At 72.2% G+C, this 22,775-nt stretch carries 20 protein-coding genes; 8 read left to right on the top strand and 12 right to left on the bottom strand.

Going from position 1 to position 22,775, the window contains the following annotated elements; genetic code table 11:
• Positions 1-152: 152 nt before the first annotated feature.
• Entirely contained in the window at positions 153-2,252 is a 2,100-nt protein-coding gene (locus ACVHNB_RS01240; protein WP_456227228.1) for an MMPL family transporter, read from the bottom strand.
• Positions 2,253-2,390: 138 nt separating this feature from the next.
• Positions 2,391-3,713, bottom strand: coding sequence for a M64 family metallopeptidase (locus tag ACVHNB_RS01235; RefSeq protein ID WP_456227227.1), 1,323 nt, complete (start codon positions 3,711-3,713; stop codon positions 2,391-2,393).
• 153 nt (positions 3,714-3,866) lie between these two features.
• Between ACVHNB_RS01235 and ACVHNB_RS01230 the strand changes: the two genes are divergently transcribed.
• From ACVHNB_RS01230 to ACVHNB_RS01220, 3 genes are all read left to right on the top strand, one after another.
• Positions 3,867-5,237 (top strand): tetratricopeptide repeat protein, encoded by a 1,371-nt coding sequence (locus tag ACVHNB_RS01230; RefSeq protein ID WP_456227226.1) that lies wholly within the window; start codon positions 3,867-3,869, stop codon positions 5,235-5,237.
• A gap of 452 nt (positions 5,238-5,689) precedes the next feature.
• Positions 5,690-7,513 (top strand): prolyl oligopeptidase family serine peptidase, encoded by a 1,824-nt coding sequence (locus ACVHNB_RS01225; RefSeq protein ID WP_456227225.1) that lies wholly within the window; start codon positions 5,690-5,692, stop codon positions 7,511-7,513.
• A gap of 59 nt (positions 7,514-7,572) precedes the next feature.
• Positions 7,573-8,343: an SURF1 family protein gene (locus ACVHNB_RS01220; protein WP_428953342.1), complete on the top strand. Its 771-nt coding sequence runs from the start codon at positions 7,573-7,575 to the stop codon at positions 8,341-8,343.
• A 6-nt stretch (positions 8,344-8,349) separates the two neighbouring features.
• On the opposite strand, the gene ACVHNB_RS01215 is transcribed toward ACVHNB_RS01220, so the two are convergent.
• The 7 genes from ACVHNB_RS01215 to ACVHNB_RS01185 form a co-directional block, all read right to left on the bottom strand.
• The gene (locus ACVHNB_RS01215) at positions 8,350-9,474 is read right to left on the bottom strand and encodes a hypothetical protein (protein ID WP_428953343.1); all 1,125 of its coding nucleotides are present in this window, start codon (positions 9,472-9,474) and stop codon (positions 8,350-8,352) included.
• A complete protein-coding gene (locus ACVHNB_RS01210; protein ID WP_428953344.1) occupies positions 9,471-10,148 on the bottom strand; it encodes a SigE family RNA polymerase sigma factor in 678 nt (225 codons plus the stop codon). Before ACVHNB_RS01210 ends, ACVHNB_RS01215 begins: the two co-directional genes overlap by 4 nt.
• Before the next feature lie 371 nt (positions 10,149-10,519).
• Positions 10,520-11,599, bottom strand: a complete 1,080-nt coding sequence (locus ACVHNB_RS01205) for an aspartate-semialdehyde dehydrogenase (protein WP_428953345.1) — start codon at positions 11,597-11,599, stop codon at positions 10,520-10,522.
• Positions 11,599-12,873 (bottom strand): aspartate kinase, encoded by a 1,275-nt coding sequence (locus tag ACVHNB_RS01200; protein ID WP_428953346.1) that lies wholly within the window; start codon positions 12,871-12,873, stop codon positions 11,599-11,601. The genes ACVHNB_RS01205 and ACVHNB_RS01200 overlap by 1 nt, the downstream gene beginning before the upstream one ends.
• A gap of 232 nt (positions 12,874-13,105) precedes the next feature.
• Positions 13,106-13,771: a DUF5063 domain-containing protein gene (locus ACVHNB_RS01195; RefSeq protein ID WP_428953347.1), complete on the bottom strand. Its 666-nt coding sequence runs from the start codon at positions 13,769-13,771 to the stop codon at positions 13,106-13,108.
• Positions 13,764-14,363, bottom strand: a complete 600-nt coding sequence (gene recR, locus ACVHNB_RS01190; RefSeq protein WP_428953348.1) for a recombination mediator RecR — start codon at positions 14,361-14,363, stop codon at positions 13,764-13,766. The genes ACVHNB_RS01195 and recR overlap by 8 nt, the downstream gene beginning before the upstream one ends.
• A gap of 61 nt (positions 14,364-14,424) precedes the next feature.
• A complete protein-coding gene (locus tag ACVHNB_RS01185) occupies positions 14,425-14,769 on the bottom strand; it encodes a YbaB/EbfC family nucleoid-associated protein (protein WP_428953349.1) in 345 nt (114 codons plus the stop codon).
• 278 nt (positions 14,770-15,047) lie between these two features.
• On the opposite strand from ACVHNB_RS01185, the gene ACVHNB_RS01180 reads away from it, so the two are divergent.
• The 3 genes from ACVHNB_RS01180 (at position 15,048) to ACVHNB_RS01170 (ending at position 17,342) form a co-directional block, all read left to right on the top strand.
• Positions 15,048-15,803, top strand: a complete 756-nt coding sequence (locus ACVHNB_RS01180; RefSeq protein ID WP_428953350.1) for an SLATT domain-containing protein — start codon at positions 15,048-15,050, stop codon at positions 15,801-15,803.
• 97 nt (positions 15,804-15,900) lie between these two features.
• On the top strand, positions 15,901-16,593 hold the full coding sequence (locus ACVHNB_RS01175) for a GntR family transcriptional regulator (protein ID WP_428953351.1): 693 nt from the start codon (positions 15,901-15,903) through the stop codon (positions 16,591-16,593).
• Positions 16,594-16,691: 98 nt separating this feature from the next.
• Positions 16,692-17,342 carry a hypothetical protein gene (locus tag ACVHNB_RS01170; protein ID WP_428953352.1) on the top strand — a complete coding sequence of 217 codons (651 nt, stop codon included), beginning with the start codon at positions 16,692-16,694 and terminating at the stop codon, positions 17,340-17,342.
• 55 nt (positions 17,343-17,397) lie between these two features.
• Here the strand turns inward: ACVHNB_RS01170 and ACVHNB_RS01165 are convergent, their stop codons facing one another.
• Entirely contained in the window at positions 17,398-18,753 is a 1,356-nt protein-coding gene (locus ACVHNB_RS01165; RefSeq protein WP_428953353.1) for an aspartate aminotransferase family protein, read from the bottom strand.
• Positions 18,754-19,081: 328 nt separating this feature from the next.
• Between ACVHNB_RS01165 and ACVHNB_RS01160 the strand changes: the two genes are divergently transcribed.
• Entirely contained in the window at positions 19,082-19,231 is a 150-nt protein-coding gene (locus ACVHNB_RS01160) for a hypothetical protein (RefSeq protein WP_456227224.1), read from the top strand.
• Between the two features lie 125 nt (positions 19,232-19,356).
• Here ACVHNB_RS01160 and ACVHNB_RS01155 read toward each other — a convergent pair whose 3' ends face one another.
• Both ACVHNB_RS01155 and ACVHNB_RS01150 read right to left on the bottom strand, forming a co-directional pair.
• Entirely contained in the window at positions 19,357-20,154 is a 798-nt protein-coding gene (locus ACVHNB_RS01155) for a polyphosphate polymerase domain-containing protein (protein ID WP_428953355.1), read from the bottom strand.
• Complete coding sequence (locus ACVHNB_RS01150) at positions 20,151-20,702, bottom strand: DUF4956 domain-containing protein (RefSeq protein ID WP_428953356.1); 552 nt, start codon at positions 20,700-20,702, stop codon at positions 20,151-20,153. The genes ACVHNB_RS01155 and ACVHNB_RS01150 overlap by 4 nt, the downstream gene beginning before the upstream one ends.
• A 194-nt stretch (positions 20,703-20,896) precedes the next feature.
• Here ACVHNB_RS01150 and ACVHNB_RS01145 point away from each other — a divergent pair, with 194 nt between their 5' ends.
• Complete coding sequence (locus tag ACVHNB_RS01145) at positions 20,897-22,765, top strand: serine/threonine-protein kinase (RefSeq protein ID WP_456227223.1); 1,869 nt, start codon at positions 20,897-20,899, stop codon at positions 22,763-22,765.
• The last annotated feature ends 10 nt before the right edge of the window (positions 22,766-22,775 follow it).

The following is a 22,775-nucleotide window of genomic DNA, read 5'->3' as shown; positions in this document are numbered from 1 at the left end:
AGGAGGAGATGCTGCACGAAGTGCGCATCGCCGATGGAGGCGCGGCGAAGCCGCAGGCCTCCAGGGGCGCGGGGAACTGCGCGAGAAGCCCCACCGGGCCCGCGCCCGCCCGCGAACGGGACCCGGCAGACGGGGCAGCGGGACCCGGCGTTCTACTTGCGGCGGTCGCCGTGGCCCGGCCACCACGCCGCGTGGCCGATCAGGGCCGTCAGCGCGGGCGTGAAGACCATCGCCATCACGAACGCCGCGATCACGATGCCGAAGGACAGGGCGAAACCCATCTGGGAGAGCGTCGAGTTGCCGGCCAGCATGAGCGTCGCGAACGTGCCCGCGAGGATCACACCGGCGGAGGCGATCGTCGGCCCCGAGTGCCGTACCGCCGTGCCCGCCGCGTCGTGCGGGGCGCGGCCCGCGCGGGCCTCCTCGCGCAGCCGGGACACCATCAGGATGTTGTAGTCGGTGCCGAGCGCGACCACGAACAAGTACATGATCACGGGCAGCATGAACATCAGGCCGGGCTGGCTGCCGATCTTCGTGAACAGGAAGGACGTCGCGCCCAGCGTCGCGCCGAAGCCGAGCGCCACCGACACCATCAGGTACCAGGGCGCCACCAGGCTGCGCAGCAGCAGGCCCAGGATGACCATGATGCAGAGCGCCGCGACGGGGAACACCACCGAGTAGTCGCGGTCCACGGCCTTGTTGATGTCGACGTAGACGGCCGTGATGCCGCCGACCTTGGCCTGCGTACCGTCCGGGGCGTCCGCGTGGGCCGCCGGGCGCAGGTCGTCCTTCACGGTGGCCATCGCCGACTCGGAGGCGGGCGGGTCGTCGAGGACCACGCTGTACGCGGCCGCCGTGCCGTCCTTGCTGAGCGCGGCCGCGCCGACCGTGCCGACGCCGTCGACCTCGGACAGCGACCGGCGGAACTCCGCCGCCTGGGCCGCCGTCAGCGGCGCGTCCGACGTGGACGTCAGATACACGCTGGTGGGGTCCGTGGTGCCCGCGGGGAAGCCCTTCTCCAGGTCCTGGAGGGCGACCATGGACTCCTTGGTCTTGGGCAGCGACGACGTCGCCAGGTCGAAGTTGGCCTTGTAGCCGAGGGCGCCGAGCGCCAGGACCGCCATGACGAGCGCCGAGGCGACGGCCCAGACGGCCGGGCGGCGGGCGATCGACGCGCCCAGCTTGGCGAAGCCGGTGCCCTGCGGTTCCCGCTGCCAGGACTTCGAGGGCCAGAAGACCTTGGTGCCGAGCAGTGAGACCACGGCCGGGACCAGGGTCAGGCCCGCGCACAGCGTCACGAACACGGCGATGGCGAGGGCCGGGCCCATCGACTTGAGCATGCCGAGGGTGGACAGGGCGAGCGCCGCGAAGGCGACGATGACGGCGCCGGCCGCCGAGGTGATGGCCTCGCCGACCCGTTCCACGGCGTGCACCATGCCGGTCTTCGGGTCCTCCCCGGCCCGGAGCGCCTCTCGGTAGCGGAAGAGCAGGAACAGGATGTAGTCCGTGCCGACACCGAACAGGACGACGGTGAGCAGCTCCTGGATCGAGGAGTCCGCCTTCATGTCGAACGCCTTGTTGGCGGAGGCGATCAGGCCGGTGGCCAGGGGCGAGATCAGCCCGATCAGGACGACCGGGAGCAGCGCGATGATCGGGCTGCGGAAGATGATCAGGAGCAGCACGATGATGATGACGATCGTGCCGACGCCGACGAGCAGACCCGCCCGCTCGGACGCCTCCGACTCGTCGAGCGCGGTCGCGGCGGAGCCGGTCACGCCCGCCTTCAAGTCCGTCCCCTTCAGCTCCTGTTGGAGGTCGGTGCGGAGCGTCTTGACGGCGTCCTGCTGGGAGGTGTCGGTGGGGTCGGTCAGCTTCGGCATCGCGACCATCGACGTCTGCACCAGGCTGTTGGGCGACGGCTTGCCGGGCACGACGGCCTCGACCTCGGGAACGTCCTTGGCGGCCAACTGCCGAGATATGCGGACGACTTCCGCCGAGTCGGCGGTCCTCAGCCGCCCGCCGTCGGACCGCTGGAAGACGATGACGGCGCCGACGTTCTGCTGCTGCGGGAACTTCGACTCCTGGATGTCGGAGGCCTTGATCGACTCGTAGGTGTCGGGCAGGAAGCTCGCCTCGTCCGAGCTGGACGTCAGCTTCGGCGCGAGCGAGATGACGGCCGCCGCCACGACGACCCAGCCGAGGATGACCCACCAGGGCCTGCGCACCACGAACCGACCGAGTGCTGCGAACATCGCTCACGCCTCCCGTCACCGCCCCCGGGTCACCCCGTCAGCCTCACCCGGGCCCCGCGCACCTGCCACTCGGGAGCGGCTCGACATGCGGCGGTGACCGGGGCGACGGATGCTGGTGAAGGTCCGGCGGATCGGGTCCTAGCGCGAGACGGTCCAGCTCACGCTGTTCGTCGCCGCCTTCCGCGCGGCCGGGTCGCGCAGCGCCGCCGTGCGGTCGACGGCCTTCGCGGTCACCTTGTGCGTGCCCTTGCGCAGCCCCAGGGAGCTCGCCTTCAGCGTCCTCAGGCCCTCGGCCCGACGGACCTCGGCCCCGTCCACGTACCAGTGCACGCGCACGTCGGAGAGACCCTGCGGCAGCGGGGCCAGGTCGACGCGGAGCGTGCTGGAGGCGCTCAGGGTGCGGGCCGTGGAGGTGCGGGCGGTGAGCAGGTCGGCGTCGCGGTAGAAGCCGGCGATCATCGCCTCCCGGCCGGGGAGGTTGAAGACGTCGGTGTCCAGGGCCCGCATGATCGAGTTCTGGGTGGGGCGGTAGATCCCGTACTCGTAGTAGCCGCCGCCCTCGTACGCGCCGACGGTGCCGCCCGACGGGTCGTCCTGGCCGAGCCAGCGGTACCACTTGGTCTGCGTGTCGCGCATGCCGTCGACGGTCTGCTTCGTGGTGTTGGGCTCGGCCGGCTCGGGGCCGGGGTAGGTGCCGTAGCCCGCGTACTGGTACTCGTCCGCCAACAGGCCTATGGAGTGGCCGAGTTCGTGGGCGCCTATGAGGTACGAGCTGTCGTGGTCGGACGACATGGTGGCGATGCCCGTGTGCCCGGCCGTCGAGGTCAGTCCGCTGTATCCGGCGCCGCCGTACTTGGTGGAGTTCGAGACGACGAAGACGATGTCGGAGTCCGGGGCCTGCTGGGCGTACGTGTCGACCTTCTTCTCGTCGACGCAGAGCAGCCGCTCGGTGTCGGCGCAGAAGAAGTAGCTGCTGACGGCGGTGTCCTTGACGACGTCCCGCGTCGGGTCGCCGGAGACGCCGGAGTCGTTCGACACGGCGTCCACGAGCCAGAAGTTGAACAGGCCCTGGTAGCTCTTGTACGGCTCGATCGCGAAGATCGCGTCCAGCTTGGACCGGGCGTCCGCCGTGAAGTCGTCCTGCTGGTCGGCCGTGTAGCCGTCGCCGATGACGACGAGGTCCAGGCGTCCCTCGGAGGGGCCGGTCCGCTGCAGCGGGGTGACCGTGGTGGCGGCGGCCGTCTTCGCGGGCGCGCTCTTCTCCCGCGCGATCCGGTCCGGCACGGCCGTGGCGACTTGCGCGTGCCGGCCCTCGCCGTGGGCGTCCGGGAAGTACTCGACGGTCCGTGTCCCGCTCCCGTCGCCGGCGGCCGCGTGGGACGTCGTGCCCGCGGCGCCGAGCGCCGCGATCGCGAGGGAGCCCGCGGCTATCGCGGTGACCAAAGGTGTGCGGACGCGCACGGGGACCTCGCAGCAAGTCGGCGATAAGTTGTCGGTTAAGCCGAATTAACTTGGCTTAACTGATCGCACAACCTAGGGGGTTGGCGGGAGGCGCGGCAAGAGGTGAGACTCATGTGACCCCCTGTACGCATGTGAGAGGCGGCGCACCGCGTCATGCCGGACGAACCACCGGACGAAGCACCCGACGAACCGACGGAGCACGTCGGACGCCGTGTCCTGCGGCTGCGCACCGAACGCGGCCTCACTCAGCGGCAGGTGGCCGAGCCCGCCTACACGCCCGCGTACATCTCCACCCTCGAAGCGGGCCGCGTCCGCCCTTCCGAGGCGGCGCTGCGGCACATCGCGGAGCGCCTGTGCGTCACGTACGAGGAACTGGCCACGGGCCGACCGGCCTATCTGGCAACGGACTTGAGGCTCCGGCTCACCGAGGCCCAGCGGGCACTGGCGACCGGCGCGGCGAGCGAGGCGGCCGTGCTGTACCGCGAGCTGAGCGCGGAGGCGTCCCGGCACGGGCTCGACGCGGAGAGCGCCGCCGCCGAGCTGGGGCTCGGCGAATGCGCCCTGGAGACGGGCGAACTGACCCTGGCCCGGGGCCACTTCGACGCGGCCGACGAACTGCTGACCCGGTCGGGGGCACCGCTGCCCCAGCGCGCGCCGGTGATCCGCGCCCGCGCCGTCGCCCACTACCTCTCCGGCTCCCTGCGGTACGCCTGCTACCTGCTGGAGTCCGCCCTCGACGACCTCAACACCGGCGGCCTGCACGACCCGGACGCGCTCGTCCTGCTCTACACCGCGTCCATCGCCCCGTACATGGACATGGGCGCGCACGCGCGCGCCGCGCAGGCCGCCGAACTGGCGCTGGCGCTCGCCCCGCGCGTCGGCGACCCGGCGCTCGTCGCCCAGATGCACCGCTCGGTGGCCCGTACGCTGCTGGCCGAGGGCAAGGTGACGGAGGCCGACGCCTCCCTCGCGAAGGCGGCCGAGCTCTATCAACAGCTGCAGATCCGCACCGAGTTGGCGCACTGCCACTGGATGCGCGGCTACGTCCACGCCCAGGCGGGCCGGCTCGCCGAGGCGGAGACCGAGCTGCGGACGGCCCGGGACATGCTCTCCGCCAAGCGGGCCGCGCTCTACACCCAGCAGGTCGAGGTCGAACTGGCCGATGTGCTGCGCCGGCTCGGCCGTCCCCAGGAGGCGGCGCGACTGCTGCGCTCGCTGCTCGGCGAGCTGAGCCCGGAGCGGGGCGCCGTGCACGCGGCGGGCGCGCACCGGCTGCTCGGTCTGATCGCGCAGGAGTCGGGCACCACGGAGGAGGCGGAGGAGCACTACGTGAACGCCCTCAGCCTGCTCGAACGGGCCGGCGCGGCGGGCGACCTGGCGGATCTGTGCCGTCTGCTGGGCGATCTGTACCGCCGCACGGGCCGCATCGAGGCGGCCCTCGACACGTACCGCACGGGCCTCGGCCACCGGGCGGCCCCCGGTACGACGACCCTGGGCCCGGCGCCGGCCCGCCCGCCCGTGTGACCGCGGTGGGTCGTGCGGCGCTCGAGACCTGACGGAGAAAAGCGTAGATATATGCGCGAGGTATTCCGGACCGGGCCGGGCGGGCGTACATTCCCCACACGTCGTCGCACACCGGGTCGTACGGATGAACCGCGTCGGTGCAGTTCATTCCCCCTCCTCGACCCGGCCCGCCGACGGACGGCAGGCACGCTCAGCGGGAGCACCTGCGTGGCGGACCCGGCCTCTCCCCCCGGAGGCACGACCCCTAGGCCGGGTCACGCCGATCTTTCCCATCCCGCGTCGCGTCGGCCCTGACCCTGCCGTCGCGAACCGGCGTCCGGGACACTGCCTCCACGGATTCGCCGTCCTCCTGACTGATCCGACCGGTACGGGCGACACCTCGCCGCACCGGGTTGTCCACAGGCTGGGGACCCTGGCAGCGGACCGGTGGTGCGGGCGGGCACTATGGGGCCATGACTGAGAGCATGCCGTCCGAGCCGTCCGTGTCGCCCGTGTCCGCCCTGCCGGACTGGGAGAAGCGGTTCCGCGCGCCGCGGGTGTCGCTGCCCGACTGGGCGGAGGACGCCCCGGACCGCTCCCTGTTCGTGTCGAACGCGACGGGGACCTACGAGCTGTACGCATGGGACCGGGCCACGGGCGAGCAGCGCCAGGCGACGGACCGGGCGAACGGGACGACGGACGGCGTGCTCTCCCCCGACGGCGCGTGGATCTGGTGGTTCAGCGACAAGGACGGGGACGAGTTCGGCGTGTGGCTGCGCCAGCCGTTCACCGGCGGCGCCGACACCGAGGCCGTCCCCGGCCTCGCCCCCTCCTACCCGGCGGGCCTCGCGATCGGCCGCGACGGGCACACGGCGGTCGTCGGCCGCTCCACCGACGAGGACGGCACGACCATCCATGTCGTGCGCCCCGGCTCCGAGGCCCCCGTGGAGATCTACCGGCACCGCGAGTCGGCCGGGGTCGGCGACCTCAGCCACGACGGGACGCTCATCGCGATCGAGCACACCGAGCACGGCGACGCGATGCACTCGGCGCTGCGCGTGGTCCGGCTGGACGGCTCGACGGTCGCCGAGCTGGACGACACCAGGGGCGGCGAGGAGGAGCTGGGCCTGGAGGTCCTCGGCTTCGCCCCCGTCGAAGGCGACACCCGCCTCCTGGTCGGGCACCAGCGGCGCGGCCGCTGGGAGCCGATGGTGTGGGACGTGGTCTCCGGCGAGCAGACCGACCTGGCCCTGGACCTGCCGGGCGACGTGTCGGCGGAGTGGTACCCGGACGGCTCGGCGCTGCTCATCGCCCATGAATTCGAGGCCCGCTCCGACCTGTGGCGCTACACGTTCGCGACCGGCGCGCTGACCGAGGTGGAGACCCCGGTCGGCTCGGTGTCGGGGGCCTCGGCCCGCCCGGACGGCAGCGTCGAGTACCTGTGGTCGTCGGCCGAGCAGCCGCCGGTCGTCCGCTCCACCGCGGGCGGTGTGGTGCTCGACCCGCCCGGCATGAAGGCACCGGCGTCGGTCCCCGTCGAGGACGCGTGGGTGGAGGGCCCCGGCGGCCGCATCCACGCCCTCGTGCAGAAGCCGGCCGGCGCCACCGGCCCGCTGCCCACGGTCTTCGAGATCCACGGCGGCCCCACCTGGCACGACTCGGACGCGTTCGCGGCGGGCCCGGCGGCCTGGGTCGACCACGGATACGCGGTGGTCCGGGTCAACTACCGGGGGTCGACGGGCTACGGCCGGGAGTGGACCGACGCCCTCAAGCACCGCGTCGGCCTGATCGAGCTGGAGGACATCGCGGCCGTCCGCGCCTGGGCGGTCGCCTCCGGCCTCGCCGACCCCGAGCGCCTGGTCCTCGCGGGCGGCTCCTGGGGCGGCTACCTCACCCTCCTCGGCCTCGGCACCCAGCCCGGCGCGTGGGCGGTGGGCCTGGCGGCGGTCCCGGTCGCGGACTACGTGGCGGCGTACGAGGACGAGATGGAGGCTCTCAAGGCCCTGGACCGCACGCTCTTCGGCGGCTCCCCGGACGAGGTCCCCGACCGCTTCACGGCGTCCTCGCCGCTGACGTACGTGGACGACGTGAAGGCCCCGGTCTTCATCTCGGCGGGGGTCAACGACCCGCGCTGCCCCATCCGCCAGATCGACAACTACGTGGACCGGCTCACGGCTCGCGAGGCGGTGCACGAGGTGTACCGGTACGACGCGGGGCACGGCTCGCTCGTCGTCGAGGAGCGCATCAAGCAGGTCGGTCTCGAACTGGACTTCGTGACGCGCCACTTGCCGGGCTGACCGCCGCCGGACGGGGGCCGCGGGACGGGTCCTTATATCGGACCCGTACCGTGGGAGGTGTGTACCGGTTCCTGCTGACCCCCAGGTGGTGGGGGATCAACATCTTCGTCCTGCTGGCTGTCCCGCTCTGCGTGTTCATGGGCTCGTGGCAGCTCAGCCGCTTCGAGGACCGGGTGCAGGACCACCGCTCCGCCTCCGAGCAGACGGCGGCCAACGAGAAGGCGGCCGCCGCGCCGCTCGCCTCGCTGCTGCCCGTGGACAAGAAGACCTCCGGCAGGCTGACCACGGCGACCGGGCACTACGACCGGCAGCTCCTGGTGCCCGACCGCGACCTCGACGGGCGCAGCGGCTTCTACGTCGTGACGCTGCTGAAGGTCGACGGCTCCGGCAAGGCGCTCCCCGTGGTCCGCGGCTGGCTGCCCGGTACGGCGTCGGCCGCGAAGGCACCGGCGCCGCCGAAGGGCGACGTCACGGTGACCGGGGCGCTGCAGGCCTCGGAGTCCGTGGGATCGAACGGGGTGACCGCGGCGGGCGGCCTGCCCTCGGGCCAGGTCGGCATGATCAGCGCGGCGTCCCTGGTGAACCTGGTGTCGTACGACGTGTACGACGCCTGGATCACGCTCGACACGGCGGACGGGCGGATGACGGCGGTCCCGGCCACCACCGCGGAGGGCAGCGGCCTCGACCTGAAGGCGTTCCAGAACCTCGGCTACACCGGCGAGTGGTTCGTCTTCGCGGGCTTCGTCCTGTTCATGTGGTTCCGGCTGGTCCGCCGGGAGGCGGAAGCGCTCCGCGACGCGGAGCTGGGCCTCACCGAGGAAACGGCCTGACGCGGGCTACGACGCGGGCAGCACGCCCGTGCGGTACACGGTGCCCGCGCACGCGTCCGGAATGGTCGCGGCGGCGCTCGGCGCTCCCGGCTCCGCCGTGTGCGAGACCACCACGCTGCCGTCGGCCGTGTCCTCGCCGCCGAACTGCGCCGTGAGGCCCGAACCGGTCGACGCGGCCGTCTCGCCGGCCGAACCCGTGCTGTCCCCGGAGGGCGTCGGCGCGGGCGACTCGCCGCCGCCGGTGCCACCGGTGCCGCCGCCCGTCGCCGGGCAGCTCCCGGACGGCACCCAGGCGAAGCGCACCTCGTACGCCATCCCGGGCTCCAGGATCAGCTGGCTGGGCTCGGTCGCCGGGTCGGGCAGGCCGGTCGCCCGGTCGCCCGCGGTGTGGTCGACGACGCTCACCCTGGCGGGGTCGGCCGCGCCCTCGGCGACGGTGACCACGCTGCCGGGGCTGTCGACCGTGCAGTTGGCGTCCGATCCGTTCGAGACGCGGAACGTGCCGTAGACCGTGCCGCCGGCGTCGGGCTGGCCGACACTCGCCACCGCGTCGGAGAGATCGTTCGCGTCGCAGACCGGGGAGCTGGCGGCGGCCGTGGACGCGGGGCCGGGGCCGCCGGTGGCGCCGCCGCCGGTGTCCTTCCCCTTGCCGCCCTTGTCCTTGTCCTTGCCGGCGCCCTTGTCCTTGTCCTTGGAGTGGGAGGGCGAGCCGTCGGTGTCCCGGCCGTCGGTGCCGGCGGTCCGCCCGCCCTCGACACCGCCGTGCGTGGCCTCGCTGTGGCCGGCGATGGACGGCCGGTCGCCGGCGGAACCCGAGTTCGCCACGTGCAGCACCGCGGGCACCGCCATCGCGACGAACACCCCGGCGGCGACGGCGCCGACGACGGCCTGCCGCTTCCGGGCCCGCCGGGCGGGCACCGCGCGGCGCAGATGGTCCAGGGCCTCGTCCGAGACGGAGATGTCGGCCACGGCCTGCCGCATCATCCGCCGCAGTTCCAGCTCGTCGTCGGCCGCCGCATCGGCCGGACGACTGGGTCCGTCGTTCACAGTTGCGTTCCCAGCGTGCTCGTCGTGCTCGTCGTGCTCGTGCTTCGTGAACCGCTCGTCCGGCTCGTGGCTCCCGGGGCTCATGCCGGCGCCTCCATGGCGACGCGCAGGGCCGCGATACCGCGTGAACCGTACGCCTTCACCGACCCGAGGGATATGCCGAGCGCCTCGGCGACCTGCGCCTCGGTCATGTCCGCGAAGTACCGCAGGACGAGGACCTCGCGCTGGCGCCGCTGCAGCCCGCGCAGCGCGGCCTTCAGGGCGTCGCGCTCCAGGAGGTCGTACGCGCCCTCCTCGGCGCTCGCCATGTCGGGCATCGGCTTGGTGAGGAGCTTCAGCCCGAGGATGCGGCGGCGCAGCGTCGAACGCGACAGGTTGACGACGGTCTGGCGCAGGTACGCCAGCGTCTTCTCCGGGTCACGGACGCGTTTGCGCGCGGAGTGGACCCGGATGAACGCCTCCTGGACGACGTCCTCGCAGGAGGCCGTGTCGTCGAGCAGGAGCGCCGCGAGTCCCAGCAGGGAGCGGTAGTGGGCGCGGTACGTCTCGGTGAGGTGGTCGACCGTGGTGCCTGCCGCCGTCACGTCGTCAACGCCCTGAGCCGGAAGCTGCGCCGGCCGCGCTGCGGGCATGGGGGCGATCACCGGCATGCCGCCGGCCGCGCCCCCGCGGGGACGCCGGGTCCCAAGGGGTGCGAGGGGTGGGCGAAGGGCCGCGCCCCTCGCCTGTACCGCTGTGAAGTCGAGTACCTCTGCCACGCCTGTTGGACACGCTTCCCCCCGTCAGGGTTGTACGCCTCCGGCGAGTCATTTGCGACAGATCTCGTCATCCCCACCGATGACGAACCGTCAAATGCCGACATGCGTACCTACTCTTCCCCTATGCCCCAATTGCCCTGTGCGTTCGGTCGCCCCCTGAAGGCGACCGCAAAGACGCTCCCCGCCCTGCATGCGGTTGCAGGACGGGGAGGGAATCTTTGAACGATCAGAGGCCCTGGTTCATGCGGTCCGGCCACGTGGTGTGGACCACTGGCCTCCACAGAACTTACACAGATCCTACGAGTCAATCCGCATATGGGAAGGGGCTGACCGTAAGGCGGACATCAGGAGAGGCGCAGATCACGCGCGGTTCACGCGCCGGCGAACTCCGTGGCGATCAACTCCGCGATCTGCGCGGTGTTCAGAGCGGCACCTTTGCGCAGATTGTCCCCGCAGACGAAGAGTTCGAGCCCGGTCGGGTCGTCGAGGGAGCGCCGCACCCGGCCCACCCACGTCGGATCGGTGCCCACCGCGTCGGCGGGCGTGGGGAACTCACCGGCGGCCGGATTGTCGAAGAGCACGACACCGGGCGCGGTCGCGAGGATCTCGCGCGCCTTGTCCACGGTGACCTCGCTCTGGAAGCGGGCGTGGACGGTGAGGGAGTGCGTGGTGACGACCGGTACGCGCACGCACGTGACGGCCACCTTCAGATCGGGCAGCCCGAGGATCTTGCGGGACTCGTCCCGCACCTTCATCTCCTCCGAGGACCAGCCGTCCTCGCGCAGCGACCCGGCCCACGGCACGACGTTCAGCGCGACCGGCTCCGGGAACGGCCCGGTCTCCTCGCCGACGGCCCGGCGCACATCGCCCGGGCTGGTCCCCAGCTCCGTACCGGCGACGAGGTCCAGCTGCGCCCGCAGCGTCTCGACGCCGGCGCGGCCCGCGCCGCTCACCGCCTGGTAGCTCGACACCACCAGCTCGCGCAGCCCGAACTCGGCGTGCAGCGCGCCGATGGCGACGATCATCGACATCGTCGTGCAGTTGGGATTGGCGACGATGCCGCGCGGCCGCACGCGCGCGGCGTGCGGATTGACCTCGGGGACGACGAGCGGCACGTCCGGGTCCAGCCGGAAGGCGGCCGAGTTGTCCACGACGACGACGCCCTTGGCGGCCGCGATCGGCGCCCACTGGGCGGCCACGTCGTCGGGCACGTCGAACATGGCGACGTCGACCCCGTCGAAGACGGACTCCTCCAGGGCGACGACCTCGACCTCCTCGCCGCGCAGGCCGAGCTTGCGCCCCGCCGAGCGCGCCGAGGCGACGAGCCGGATCTCCCCCCAGATGTCCGCGTGCTGCGACAGGATCTGCAGCAGAACGGCGCCGACGCTCCCGGTCGCTCCCACGACCGCGAGCGTCGGACGCCGCACAGGTGCCCCAGCAGGCCGGTCCATCAGCGGCCGGTGCCTCCGTAGACCACGGCCTCGTCGGAGTCCGAGTCGAGACCGAAGGCGGAGTGCACGGCGCGCACGGCCTCGTTCACGTCGTCGGCCCGCGTGACGACCGAGATGCGGATCTCGGAGGTGGAGATCAGCTCGATGTTGACGCCCGCGTCGGTGAGCGCCTCGAAGAACCCGGCCGTGACACCCGGGTTCGTCTTCATACCGGCGCCCACGAGCGAGATCTTGGCGATCTGGTCGTCGTAGCGCAGGGAGTCGAAGCCGACGTTGGCCTTCTGCTTCTCCAGGGCGTCGATGGCCTTGCGGCCCTCGGTCTTGGGGAGCGTGAAGGAGATGTCGGTCAGACCGGTCGACGCGGCCGACACGTTCTGCACGATCATGTCGAGGTTGATCTGGGCGTCGGCGACGGCCCGGAAGATCTTCGCGGCCTCGCCCGGCTTGTCCGGGACACCGACCACGGTGATCTTCGCCTCGGAGGTGTCGTGCGCGACACCGGAGATGATCGCCTGCTCCACGGGCTTGTCCCCTTGCTTCGGCTCGTTGCTGACCCAGGTGCCCTTCAGTCCGCTGAAGCTGGACCGCACATGGATCGGGATGTTGTAGCGGCGGGCGTACTCCACGCAGCGGTGGAGCAGCACCTTGGACCCGGAGCTGGCCAGCTCCAGCATGTCCTCGAAGGAGATCCAGTCGATCTTCCGCGCCTTCTTCACGACGCGCGGGTCGGCGGTGAACACGCCGTCGACGTCCGTGTAGATCTCGCAGACCTCGGCGTCGAGCGCGGCGGCCAGGGCCACGGCGGTGGTGTCAGAACCGCCACGACCCAGGGTCGTGATGTTCTTGCCCTCCTGGCTGACGCCCTGGAACCCCGCGACGATGGCGATGTTGCCCTCTTCGATGGAGGTCCGGATGCGCCCCGGCGTGACGTCGATGATCCGGGCTTTGTTGTGGACCGAGTCGGTGATGACGCCGGCCTGGCTGCCCGTGAACGACTGGGCCTCGTGGCCCAGGTTTTTGATCGCCATGGCCAGCAGGGCCATGGAGATCCGCTCTCCGGCGGTCAGCAGCATGTCGAACTCTCGTCCGGCAGGGATCGGAGATACCTGCTCGGCGAGATCGATCAACTCATCCGTCGTGTCGCCCATCGCGGACACCACGACAACCACCTGGTTGCCGTTCTTCTTGGCGTCCACGATGCGCTTGGCGACCCGCTTGATGCCCTCGGCATCGGCTACGGAGGAGCCTCCGTACTTCTGCACGACAAGGCCCACGTGCGCTCCTCGCTCAGTCCGTCTGTCACCGCATGTACGTACGCGTACTGCGGTCGGCTCAGTTTAACGAGCGGCCGAAATCCGCCCCGGCCATATCGCATCGTGAGATGTCCCGCTCACGACGTGATCACCGGGGTTTCGTTGGGGGGTTCCGGCCGCCCGATCAAGCGCATGCCCAGGCTCTGCCGGGCGCAAGCGGAATAGTGGGGCGGGTCACATGTCCCGGCCGGTGCTACTTGACCGGCCGGAGCCCCAGCGGCCCGGCGATCTCCTCGGCCATGACCTTGCCGGCCTCCTCCGCGAGGGCGTCCTCACCGGCCGAGAGGTCCTCGTCGGTGTCCAGGCCGTCCAGGTCGTCCAGCGGCTGGTTCAGCCGCACGTGCGCCACCAGGGACTGCAGGGCGCGCAGCGTCGCCGACGCGGTGGACCCCCAGTTGGAGAAGTACGAGAACTGCCACCACCACAGCGCCTCGGTGACACGGCCCGCGCGGTAGTGGGCCATGCCGTGGCGCAGGTCGGTGACGACGTCGGCCAGGTCGTCCGAGATCCGGGCGGCCACCGGCGCCTTGCGCGGCTCGTACGGGTCGAAGACCTCGGAGTAGACGTCGACGGGGTCGAGCATCACCGCGAGCCGCTCGCGCAGCTCGTCGACGTCCTGCTCCGGGCCCAGGTCGGGCTCGTAGCGCTCGTCCGGGACGATGTCCTCGTGCGCGCCGAGCCGGCCGCCGGCGAGGAGCAGCTGGGAGACCTCGAGCAGCAGGAACGGGACGGCCGAGTCCGGCTCGTCGCCCTTGGCGATCTCGGCGACCGCGACGATGAAGGACTCGATCTGGTCGGAGATCTGGACCGCGAAGTCGTTCGGGTCCTGAGCGGTGGCGTGCAGCGTGGCGTCAGACATCTAGGAGTCGTCTCCCCTCGAAGGCGCGGCCGAGGGTGACCTCGTCCGCGTACTCCAGGTCGCCCCCGACGGGGAGGCCGCTGGCCAGGCGGGTGACCTTCAGGCCCATGGGCTTGATCATGCGGGCGAGGTACGTCGCCGTGGCCTCGCCCTCCAGGTTCGGGTCGGTGGCGAGGATGAGCTCGGTGACCGCCCCGTCCGCGAGGCGGGCGAGGAGCTCCCTTATCCGCAGATCGTCGGGGCCCACCCCCTCGATCGGGCTGATGGCGCCGCCGAGCACGTGGTACTTCCCGCGGAACTCACGGGTGCGCTCGATCGCGACGACGTCCTTGGGCTCCTCGACCACGCAGATGACGCTCGGGTCGCGGCGCGGGTCGCGGCAGATGTTGCACAGCTCCTCCTGCGCCACGTTGCCGCACGTCGCGCAGAAGCGGACCTTCGCCTTGACCTCCATCAGGGCCTGCGCGAGCCGCCGTACGTCCGTGGGCTCCGCCTGCAGGATGTGGAAGGCGATCCGCTGCGCGCTCTTGGGACCGACGCCGGGCAGCCTGCCCAACTCGTCGATGAGGTCCTGGACCACGCCTTCGTACACGGCTCGATCGCCTTCCTGAGTTCCGCTCTGCTGCTGGTACGTACGGTAGTTGGCGCCGGGGCTAGAAGGGGAGGCCCGGGATGCCGCTGCCGCCGCCGAGGCCCTGGGCGAGCGGGCCGAGCTTCTGCTGCTGCAGCGCCTGCGCGTTCTCGTTGGCCGCCGCGACCGCCGCGACCACCAGGTCGGCGAGGGTCTCGGTGTCCTCCGGGTCGACCGCCTTCGGGTCGATGACGAGGCCGCGCAGCTCGCCGGAGCCGGTCACCGTCGCCTTGACGAGGCCGCCGCCGGCCTGGCCCTCGACCTCGGTCCGGGCCAGCTCCTCCTGAGCCTGCGCGAGGTCCTGCTGCATCTTCTGGGCCTGCTGGAGCAGCTGCTGCATGTTGGGCTGGCCACCACCGGGGATCACGATCAGCTCCTGTTCCGGTTCGTCGCGGTTCGTCTGGGGGTTCGTCTGGGGGTCCGTCCGGGGGTCGTAACCCCCGAAACGAGCCTACGTGGTCCGGGTGTCGACCGCCCCGGCACGTCGCACTGCACTCTTTCGAGTGAGATGGGCTGCTTTCCTATACCTGATGAAGGCCCACTTCTGAGCGGAAAACCCGCGATAACGGGACCTTGGCCACCCATTGGGCGGTAGGAAGATGCTGCACATTCAGCCCCAGCCGTCACCAGTCGAGGGAGTTCCGGGTGAGTCAGCCGGAGATGCAGCCCGAAGGACCGCCCCAGGAGGGGCAGGGCGAGGGCCGGGGCACCTCGGACGGCGACGGCGGGCGCGCGGGCGATCTGCTGGGGCGGGCGTTCCCGCTCGGCGACTGGGGCGAGCCCGCCGACCGGCTCGACGAGCTGTACCGGTGGGTCGAGGACGGGGCCCTGCGGACCGCCTCCTGGTACCTCGCCGACCGGGTGTGGAAGCGGCGGGGCGCCCGGGCGCTGCGCGGCGGTGCGGCCCTCGGGGCGGTCGCCGGGGGCGTGCTGCCGCTGCTCGATCTGACGGGGGCGGCGGGCGGGGCCGCGATCTGGGGGTACGTCGCGCTGCTGCTCGCGGTGGCCTGTGCCGGGTGCGACCGGTACTTCGGGCTGACGTCCGGCTGGATAAGGGACGTCGCCACGGCGCAGGCCGTACAGCGGCGGTTGCAGGTGCTGCAGTTCGACTGGGCCTCGGAGAGCGTCCGCGAGGTGCTCGGGCCGACCGAGGGCACGGCCAGCGAGGCCGCCGAGCGGTGCCTGTCCGTGCTGCGGCGCTTCACCGAGGACGTGACGGAGCTGGTGCGGGCCGAGACCGCGGACTGGATGGTGGAGTTCCGGTCCGGTCCCGCGCCGCTGGTCATGCAGTCCGCGGTCCCGGGCGCGGCCCGTCCGGCGGAGCAGCCCCAGGGCCGCTTCCCGCTGCCGCCGGGAGCCCGCCCGAACATGCCGAGGCAGCGCCCTCCGGAGCCGCGCTGAGCGCGTGCCTCCAGGGGCCGGCCACCGGGGGCGAGCGCGTAGGGTGGCCTGTCGTTCGAGCAGTACCCACCGCCAGCCGAACCGGGGGACCCCGCCCGTGCCCGCCTTCGACGGCCCCGCCGTCACCCGCAGCACCCTGCGCCAGCAGATCGCGGACGCGTTGCGCGACGAGATCCTGGCGGGCCGCCTGAGCCCCGGCCAGGAGTTCACGGTCAAGGAGATCGCCGAGGGGTACGGGGTGTCGGCCACCCCGGTGCGCGAGGCGCTGGTCGACCTCACCGCGCAGGGCCTGCTCGACTCGGCCCAGCACCGCGGATTCCGCGTCCACGAGTACTCCCTCACGGACTACCGCGCCATGATCGAGGCCCGCAGCCTGGTCGCCGACGGCATCTTCCGCGGCCTCGCCGAGAACCCCCCGCAGAGCCCGCGCGCCCCCGGCACCCTGGACGGCGTGCGGCGCCGGGGCGAGGAGGCGGCCCGCGCCGCCGGGGCCGGTGACCTGAACGTCCTGATCGGTTACGACCTGCGGTTCTGGCGCGAGCTGTCCGCCCTCTTCGGCAACCCGTACCTCTCGGACTTCTTCCACCGGCTGCGCGTCCAGTCCTGGATGTGCGCGGTCCCGCACCTGCGCCGGGCCGGCGATCTCCGGGGCCGCCTGTGGTCCGGCCACTGCGACCTGGTGGACGCGCTGACCCGCCGGGACGCCCCGGCCGCGCAGGCGATCATCGCCGCGTACAACCAGGACTCCCTCGGACTGATCGAGCACCTCGCGGGCGAGCGGACCGCCTGAGGCCCGGTCCCTGCAAGACAGGGCTGCGGCGGGCCGGCGCACACTACTCTGGCGTACGCCGAGAACACGCCGCTCAACCGGAGTCCTAAGGAGCCCCCTTGGCCTGTGACCTGTGGCTCGTCCCGCTCGTCGACGTGCTGTGCCACAGCCCCGACAATCCCTTCGCAGAGGAACTCGCGGTCTACGACAAGGCCTTGCACGAGGCAGGCCTGCCACCGGTGCCGGTCTACGCGTACATGCCGGGCCTGTCCGGCGACGTGGCGCCGGTCGCGGGGTTCGACTACGACGCCCTGCACTTCCTGCGCCGGGCGTATCTGCTGCAGATGTGCGGGCTCGCCGTCACGCCGGTGGACGAACTGGGCGGTGACTACGAGCAGTTGCTGGAGATGTTCGAGTCGACGGCGCAGAGTTCGCATCTGGTGTGGCACTACGACCACGCGGGCGCGTACGTCCCCGTGGACTTCCCGGCACCCCTGTCGAACGACGAACTCCTGGAGGGCGGCGGCCCGTTGGGCTCGTCCCACGCCCTGCTGCGCGAGCTGGAGTACGTGGCGCCGTCGATCGGGATAGACCCGGCGAACCCGCCCGGGCCGCCGGCCCCGCCCGCGGCTCCCACGGCCCTGGAGGAGCCGGCCGCGCCCGTCCCGCCGGACGACAGCCCGTTCGCCCGCGAGCGCCATGTCTGGCTGGGCCTGCACCAGGCGGCGACGCGCAGCCTGGCCCAGGGCTCGATGATCATCTTCAGCTGATCCGGAGTGAGGGGGGCGGAGGTGCGGCCCCGGGTCCCCCTCACCCGGCAGGGACCTACGCCACGTGCTCGTCCGCGGCGGCGAGCGCCGCGTCCAGGGCCGCCAGGCCCTCCTTGGCCTCCGCCTCCGTGATGTTCAGCGGGGGCACGACGTGCGTGCGGTTCATGTTGATGAAGGGCCACAGGCCGTTCTTCTTGGCGGCGGCGCCGAACGCGGCCATCGGGGCGTTGTCCGCGCCCGCCGCGTTGTACGGCACCAGCGGCTCCCGCGTCTCCTTGTCCCGGACGAGGTCGAGCGCCCAGAACATGCCGACGCCGCGCACCTCGCCCACCGACGGGTGCCGCTCGGCGAGGTCCCGCAGGCCCGGCTCGATGATCTCCGCGCCCAGCTTCGCCGCGTGCGCGACGATGCCCTCCTCCTCCATCACGTTGATGGTGGCGACGGCGGCGGCGCAGGCCAGCGGGTGCCCGGAGTAGGTGAGGCCGCCGGGGTAGGGGCGCTTGGCGAACGTCTCGGCGATCGCGCCGGAGATCGCGACACCGCCCAGCGGCACGTAGCCGGAGTTCACGCCCTTCGCGAAGGTCATCAGGTCCGGCGTGACGTCGTACAGGTCGGCGGCGAACCACTCGCCGGTGCGGCCGAAGCCCGCCATGACCTCGTCCAGGACGAAGACGATGCCGTACGTGTCGCAGAGCTCGCGGACGCCGGCCAGGTAGCCCGCCGGCGGCAGCATGATGCCCGCCGTGCCCGGGACGGTCTCCAGGATGATCGCGGCGATCGTCGAGGGGCCCTCGAACTGGATCGTCGACTCCAGGTGCTCCAGGGCGCGCGCGCACTCCTGCTCCTCCGTCTCCGCGTAGAAGCGGGAGCGGTAGAGGAAGGGCGCCCAGAAGCGGACGACGCCGGCGGTGCCGGTGTCGCTGGCCCAGCGGCGCGGGTCGCCGGTGACGTTGATGGCCTGCTGGGTGCCGCCGTGGTACGAGCGGTACGCGGAGAGGACCTTCGGGCGGCCCGTGTGCAGGCGGGCCATCCGCAGGGCGTGCTCGACGGCGTCGGCGCCGCCGTTGGTGAAGAAGATCTTGTCGAGGTCGCCGGGGGTGCGCTCGGCGATGAGGCGTGCGGCCTCGGAGCGCGACTCGATGGCGAAGGCGGGCGCGAACGTCGTCATCGTCGCGGCCTGCTCCTGGATCGCGGCGACGACCTTCGGGTGCTGGTAGCCGATGTTCGTGTAGACGAGCCCGGAGGTGAAGTCGAGGTAGCGGTTGCCGTCGTAGTCCCAGAAGTACGAGCCTTCGGCACCGGCGACGGCGAGCGGATCGATGAGCTCCTGTGCGGACCAGGAGTGGAACACGTGCTTGCGGTCCGCGGCCTTGACGGCGGCGCCGACCTGGGGATTCGGCTGAGGGGTCATGGGGCCGAGGGTAAATGCGCGGTGCACCCGCACACCATCGGCGTCCTGTCTGTGGGACGCGGGCGAACGCGACAGTCTGTCGGCTCTTGGCGTGGCGTCAGGGAAGTGTCCGGCAGGGTGACGCCATGAGATGGCGCAGCGTGGCCGCGACCGCGGCATGGGTGGCCGTCGGCACGGTCGCCGGGGGCCTGGGGGCGTGGCAGCCGGCGGGTGCGGACGCGGATTCCGGGGCCGGTGCGCACGGCCGGGCCCTGGACGACGCGGCCGTGCACCGGGCGCTGGCCTCGGCGCGCTCCGAGGAGCCCGGGCGGACGGCAGCGTGTACCTGGTGTCGGCTTCCGGCGCCGGTTCCACCGGCCTCGGCCTGCCGATCGTGCGGCGCACGGCGGAGGAGTCGGGCGGCGAGGTGTCCTTCGCGGACGGCGGACCGGGGGCGGTGGTGACCCTGCGCTGGCCGACCCGTCTGCCCCACGGGTGACCGTTGCCGGGTGCGGCTTTCGTCGTGGCTGGTCGCGCAGTTCCCCGCGCCCCTGAGGGGCGCGGGGAACTGCGCGAGAAGCCCCACCGGCCCGCACCCGCCCACGAAGCCCACCGCCACCCGATCTAGGACGCACCCCCGGGAAACGCCAGCCTCACCGCCCGGGCCCACCGGTTCACCCCCAGTTCGGGCCGCAACGCGGCGAACCCTCCGCAATACTTGGTGAACTCGGCCGCCCGCACCCCGAACCGGTGAAGCACCCGATCCGCCTCGGTCAGCTGCCCCCGCGTCTTCGTCTCCACCAGCACGAGCCCGCTGTCCGCCCGGACCGTCCGCCCGTCGGAGACGTCCCGTACGACGAGCCCCGCGTCGCAGGTCACCCGCTGCCCGTCGGCGACGAACGTGGCGCGCTGGTAGTCGGTGACGAGCGAGGGCCGCAGGTCCTGCGGCGCCGTCACCCCGTACGCGCCGCCCAGCACCCCGGCCAGGAAGCCGCGCCCGGCCGGGTCGAGGACCTGCTCCTCGCCGGTGAGGCGGTGGCGGTGCTTGACCGTCTCGCCGCGGCCGTTCTTCAGCTTGATCTCGAACTGCCGCTCCCCGGAGTCCTGGTAGAGCCGCTCACGGATCTTGTACCGGAGCCGCCGCCCCTGCCGGTGGTCGTGGTAGGTGCGCAGGTCAGCGGTGTCGTAGTACGTGGAGCGGTACGCGAACCAGCGGCGCCCGCCCAGCGACAGCGCCCGGAACGGGCCGCCCGCCCGCCGGGGATCGGTGAGCAGCGCGGCGAAGTCCGCGAAGATCTCGACCGGTACGAGATAGCTGCGGTCCTGGCGTGCCAACAGCTCGGCCCTGCTGTTGAGTTCGTCGAGCGAGAGCGGCCGGGCGGCCAGTGCGGCGCGCCCGATGGCGCGTACGGCGGGGGTCACACGGTCTCCTGGGAAGAGGGGGCAGCGGTCTTCGTCGTACTACGAGAGGGACGTACGGGCGCGGCCCATTGTTCCCGAACTTCCGTTTGCCGGAAGTGAACTTCCAACACCATCAGGTCGCGTACGTAGTCGATCTCCCGCACGGTCCAGGCGTACGGCCGTCCGAGGCGGCGGGCCAGCTCCGCCCGCAGCGCGTCCTCGTCGGCATGGACGGCGTCGAGGCCGAGCGCGCGCAGCCCGCACAGCAGCCCGAGCACCAGCGTGACGACGTAGTAGGCGACTTCCTGGTGGCGCAGCGCGTCCGAGCGCAGCCGCACGATCGACAGCACGCCGAACAGGCCGAATCCCAGGGCGAGTCCGCTCCCGCCGCCGGCCTCGCCGAGCGCGGCGACGACCGCGAACAGGGCGACGTTCAGGGCGAGATAGGCCGGTACGAGGTCCCGTCCGCGATGGCGCGGGGAGAAGATCCCGAAGGTCAGCAGGGCCACGGCGAGCAGGTCGAGGCCCAGATGCGCGGCGAGTTGGCCGACGGAGTGGGTGCTTTCCATGGAACGGACGCCAGGGAACCGCGGGTTGACGGCTCCCCCGGCGCGGGTCGACACCCCTTCGTGGAACACATGCGCGAGCCGCCCGCGTCCCGCCCGCGGCCGTTACGGAACCGTAGAAGCCGCTCCTGGTCTCTGTGTCCTTCGCCCGCACTATTCTCGGTTTGTTGCACACGTACGGGGGAGGGTGGCGCGACATGGAGCGACTCGAGTCGCTGGGATCGGGGGATCCCCAGCGCATCGGCGCGTACCGGCTGCTGGGCCGGCTCGGCGCGGGCGGTATGGGGCAGGTGTACCTGGCGCGTTCGGAGCGCGGCAGGACCGTGGCGGTGAAGCTGGTCCGTCAGGAGCTCGCGGAGCAGGAGGAGTTCAGAGTCCGCTTCCGGCAGGAGGTGCAGGCCGCGCGGCGGGTCGGCGGCGCGTGGACGGCGCCCGTGCTCGACGCGGACACGGAGGCGGACATCCCCTGGGTGGCGACGGGATACGTCGCGGGCCCGTCCCTCCAGCAGGTCGTCTCGCACGACCACGGCGCACTGCCGGAGCGTTCCGTACGCATCCTCGCGGCCGGCCTCGCGCACGCGGTCAAGGACATCCACGAGGCGGGGCTGATCCACCGCGACCTGAAGCCGTCGAACGTGCTGGTCACCATCGACGGGCCGCGCGTCATCGACTTCGGCATCGCGCGCGCCCTGGAGACCGTCACCGACGGCGGTCTCACCCGCACCGGCGCGCTGGTCGGCTCGCCCGGGTTCATGGCGCCCGAGCAGGTGCGCGGGGACCGGGTCACCCCGGCGTGCGACGTGTTCTGCCTGGGCTCCGTGCTGGCGTACGCGGCGACGGGCGCGCTGCCCTTCGGCACGGCCAACAGCGGAGTGCACGCCCTGATGTTCCGCATCGCCCAGGAGGAGCCGGACCTGACCGCCCTTCCGGAGGGCCTGCAGGACCTCGTCCGGGACTGTCTGCGCAAGGCGCCCGCCGAGCGTCCCTCGCTCGACGAGATCCTGGAGCGCACCGGCGCCGAGGACACCCTGGGCGACGGCGGGCGGACCCGCGACCCCTGGCTGCCGGGCGCGCTCGTCGCCCAACTGGGCCGTCACGCGGTGCAGTTGCTCGACTCGGAGGACCCGGAGCAGGGGCCGCCCGCGCTGCCGCCCGCCCCGCCGAAGAGCCCCGAGGGGGACACGCCGCCGCCCCCGGGCGAGCCGGGCGCGGCCCAGCTGGACCATCTGCCGACGGCGGTGGTCGGCCAGGGGCCCCCGGCGCCCGCACCGGACCCGGCCCCGGCCCCTCCCCCCGGCCCGGCGTACGGCTACCCGCCCCAGCCGCTGCCCCCGGCCGCACCGCAGCCACTGCCCCAGGCCGCACCGCAGCCGCCCTCCTACGGTTATCCGCAGGGGAGCTGGGGCCAGACCCCGCCCTACGGCCCCGGCGTCGGGCCCCTCGTCGCCCCGCACCAGGAGCCTGTGCGCCGCGGCCGCTCCACGGCGGCGCTGATAGCGGTCGCCCTGATAGTGGCGATCGGCGCGGGCGGTTCGGTGTACGCCCTGATGAAGGACGACGGCACGCCGGGCACGACGGCACGGGACGGCAAGGGATCCCCGTCCGCCACGGGCCCCTCCCCGTCGGACCCGTCGGGCCCGTCTTCCCCGGCGTCCACGTCCCCGCCGTCCACCGAGCCGGAGCGGACCCCGCAGTCGGCCGCCGGGAAGGTCCCGGAGAAGTTCCTGGGCACGTGGACGGGCGCGATCGACAACTCCCTCGGGCACCATCCGCGCCGCATCGTCATCCAGCAGGGCGAGCCGGGCGACACGGTCCTGTCCATGACGGCCGACGGCACGCAGAACAACGGGGACTCCTACCACTGCGTGTTCCAGGGCGAGCTGACGTCGGTCACGGACTCCACGCTGCGCGTCGGCGGCACGGACCCGGTGGTCGCCGAACCGCGGGACGCCTGCCGGCCCGGCGAGCCGAGCACCATCACCGTCCTGCCCTCGGGACAGCTGCGACGGGTCATGATCGACTCCACCGGCAAGGAGCAGACCCTGACGTTCGACAAGTCGGAGTGAGACCGCCGGA

The sequence above is a fragment of the Streptomyces sp. YJ-C3 genome (genome assembly GCF_053891275.1).
This window is presented reverse-complemented; position numbering and strand designations above follow the sequence as displayed.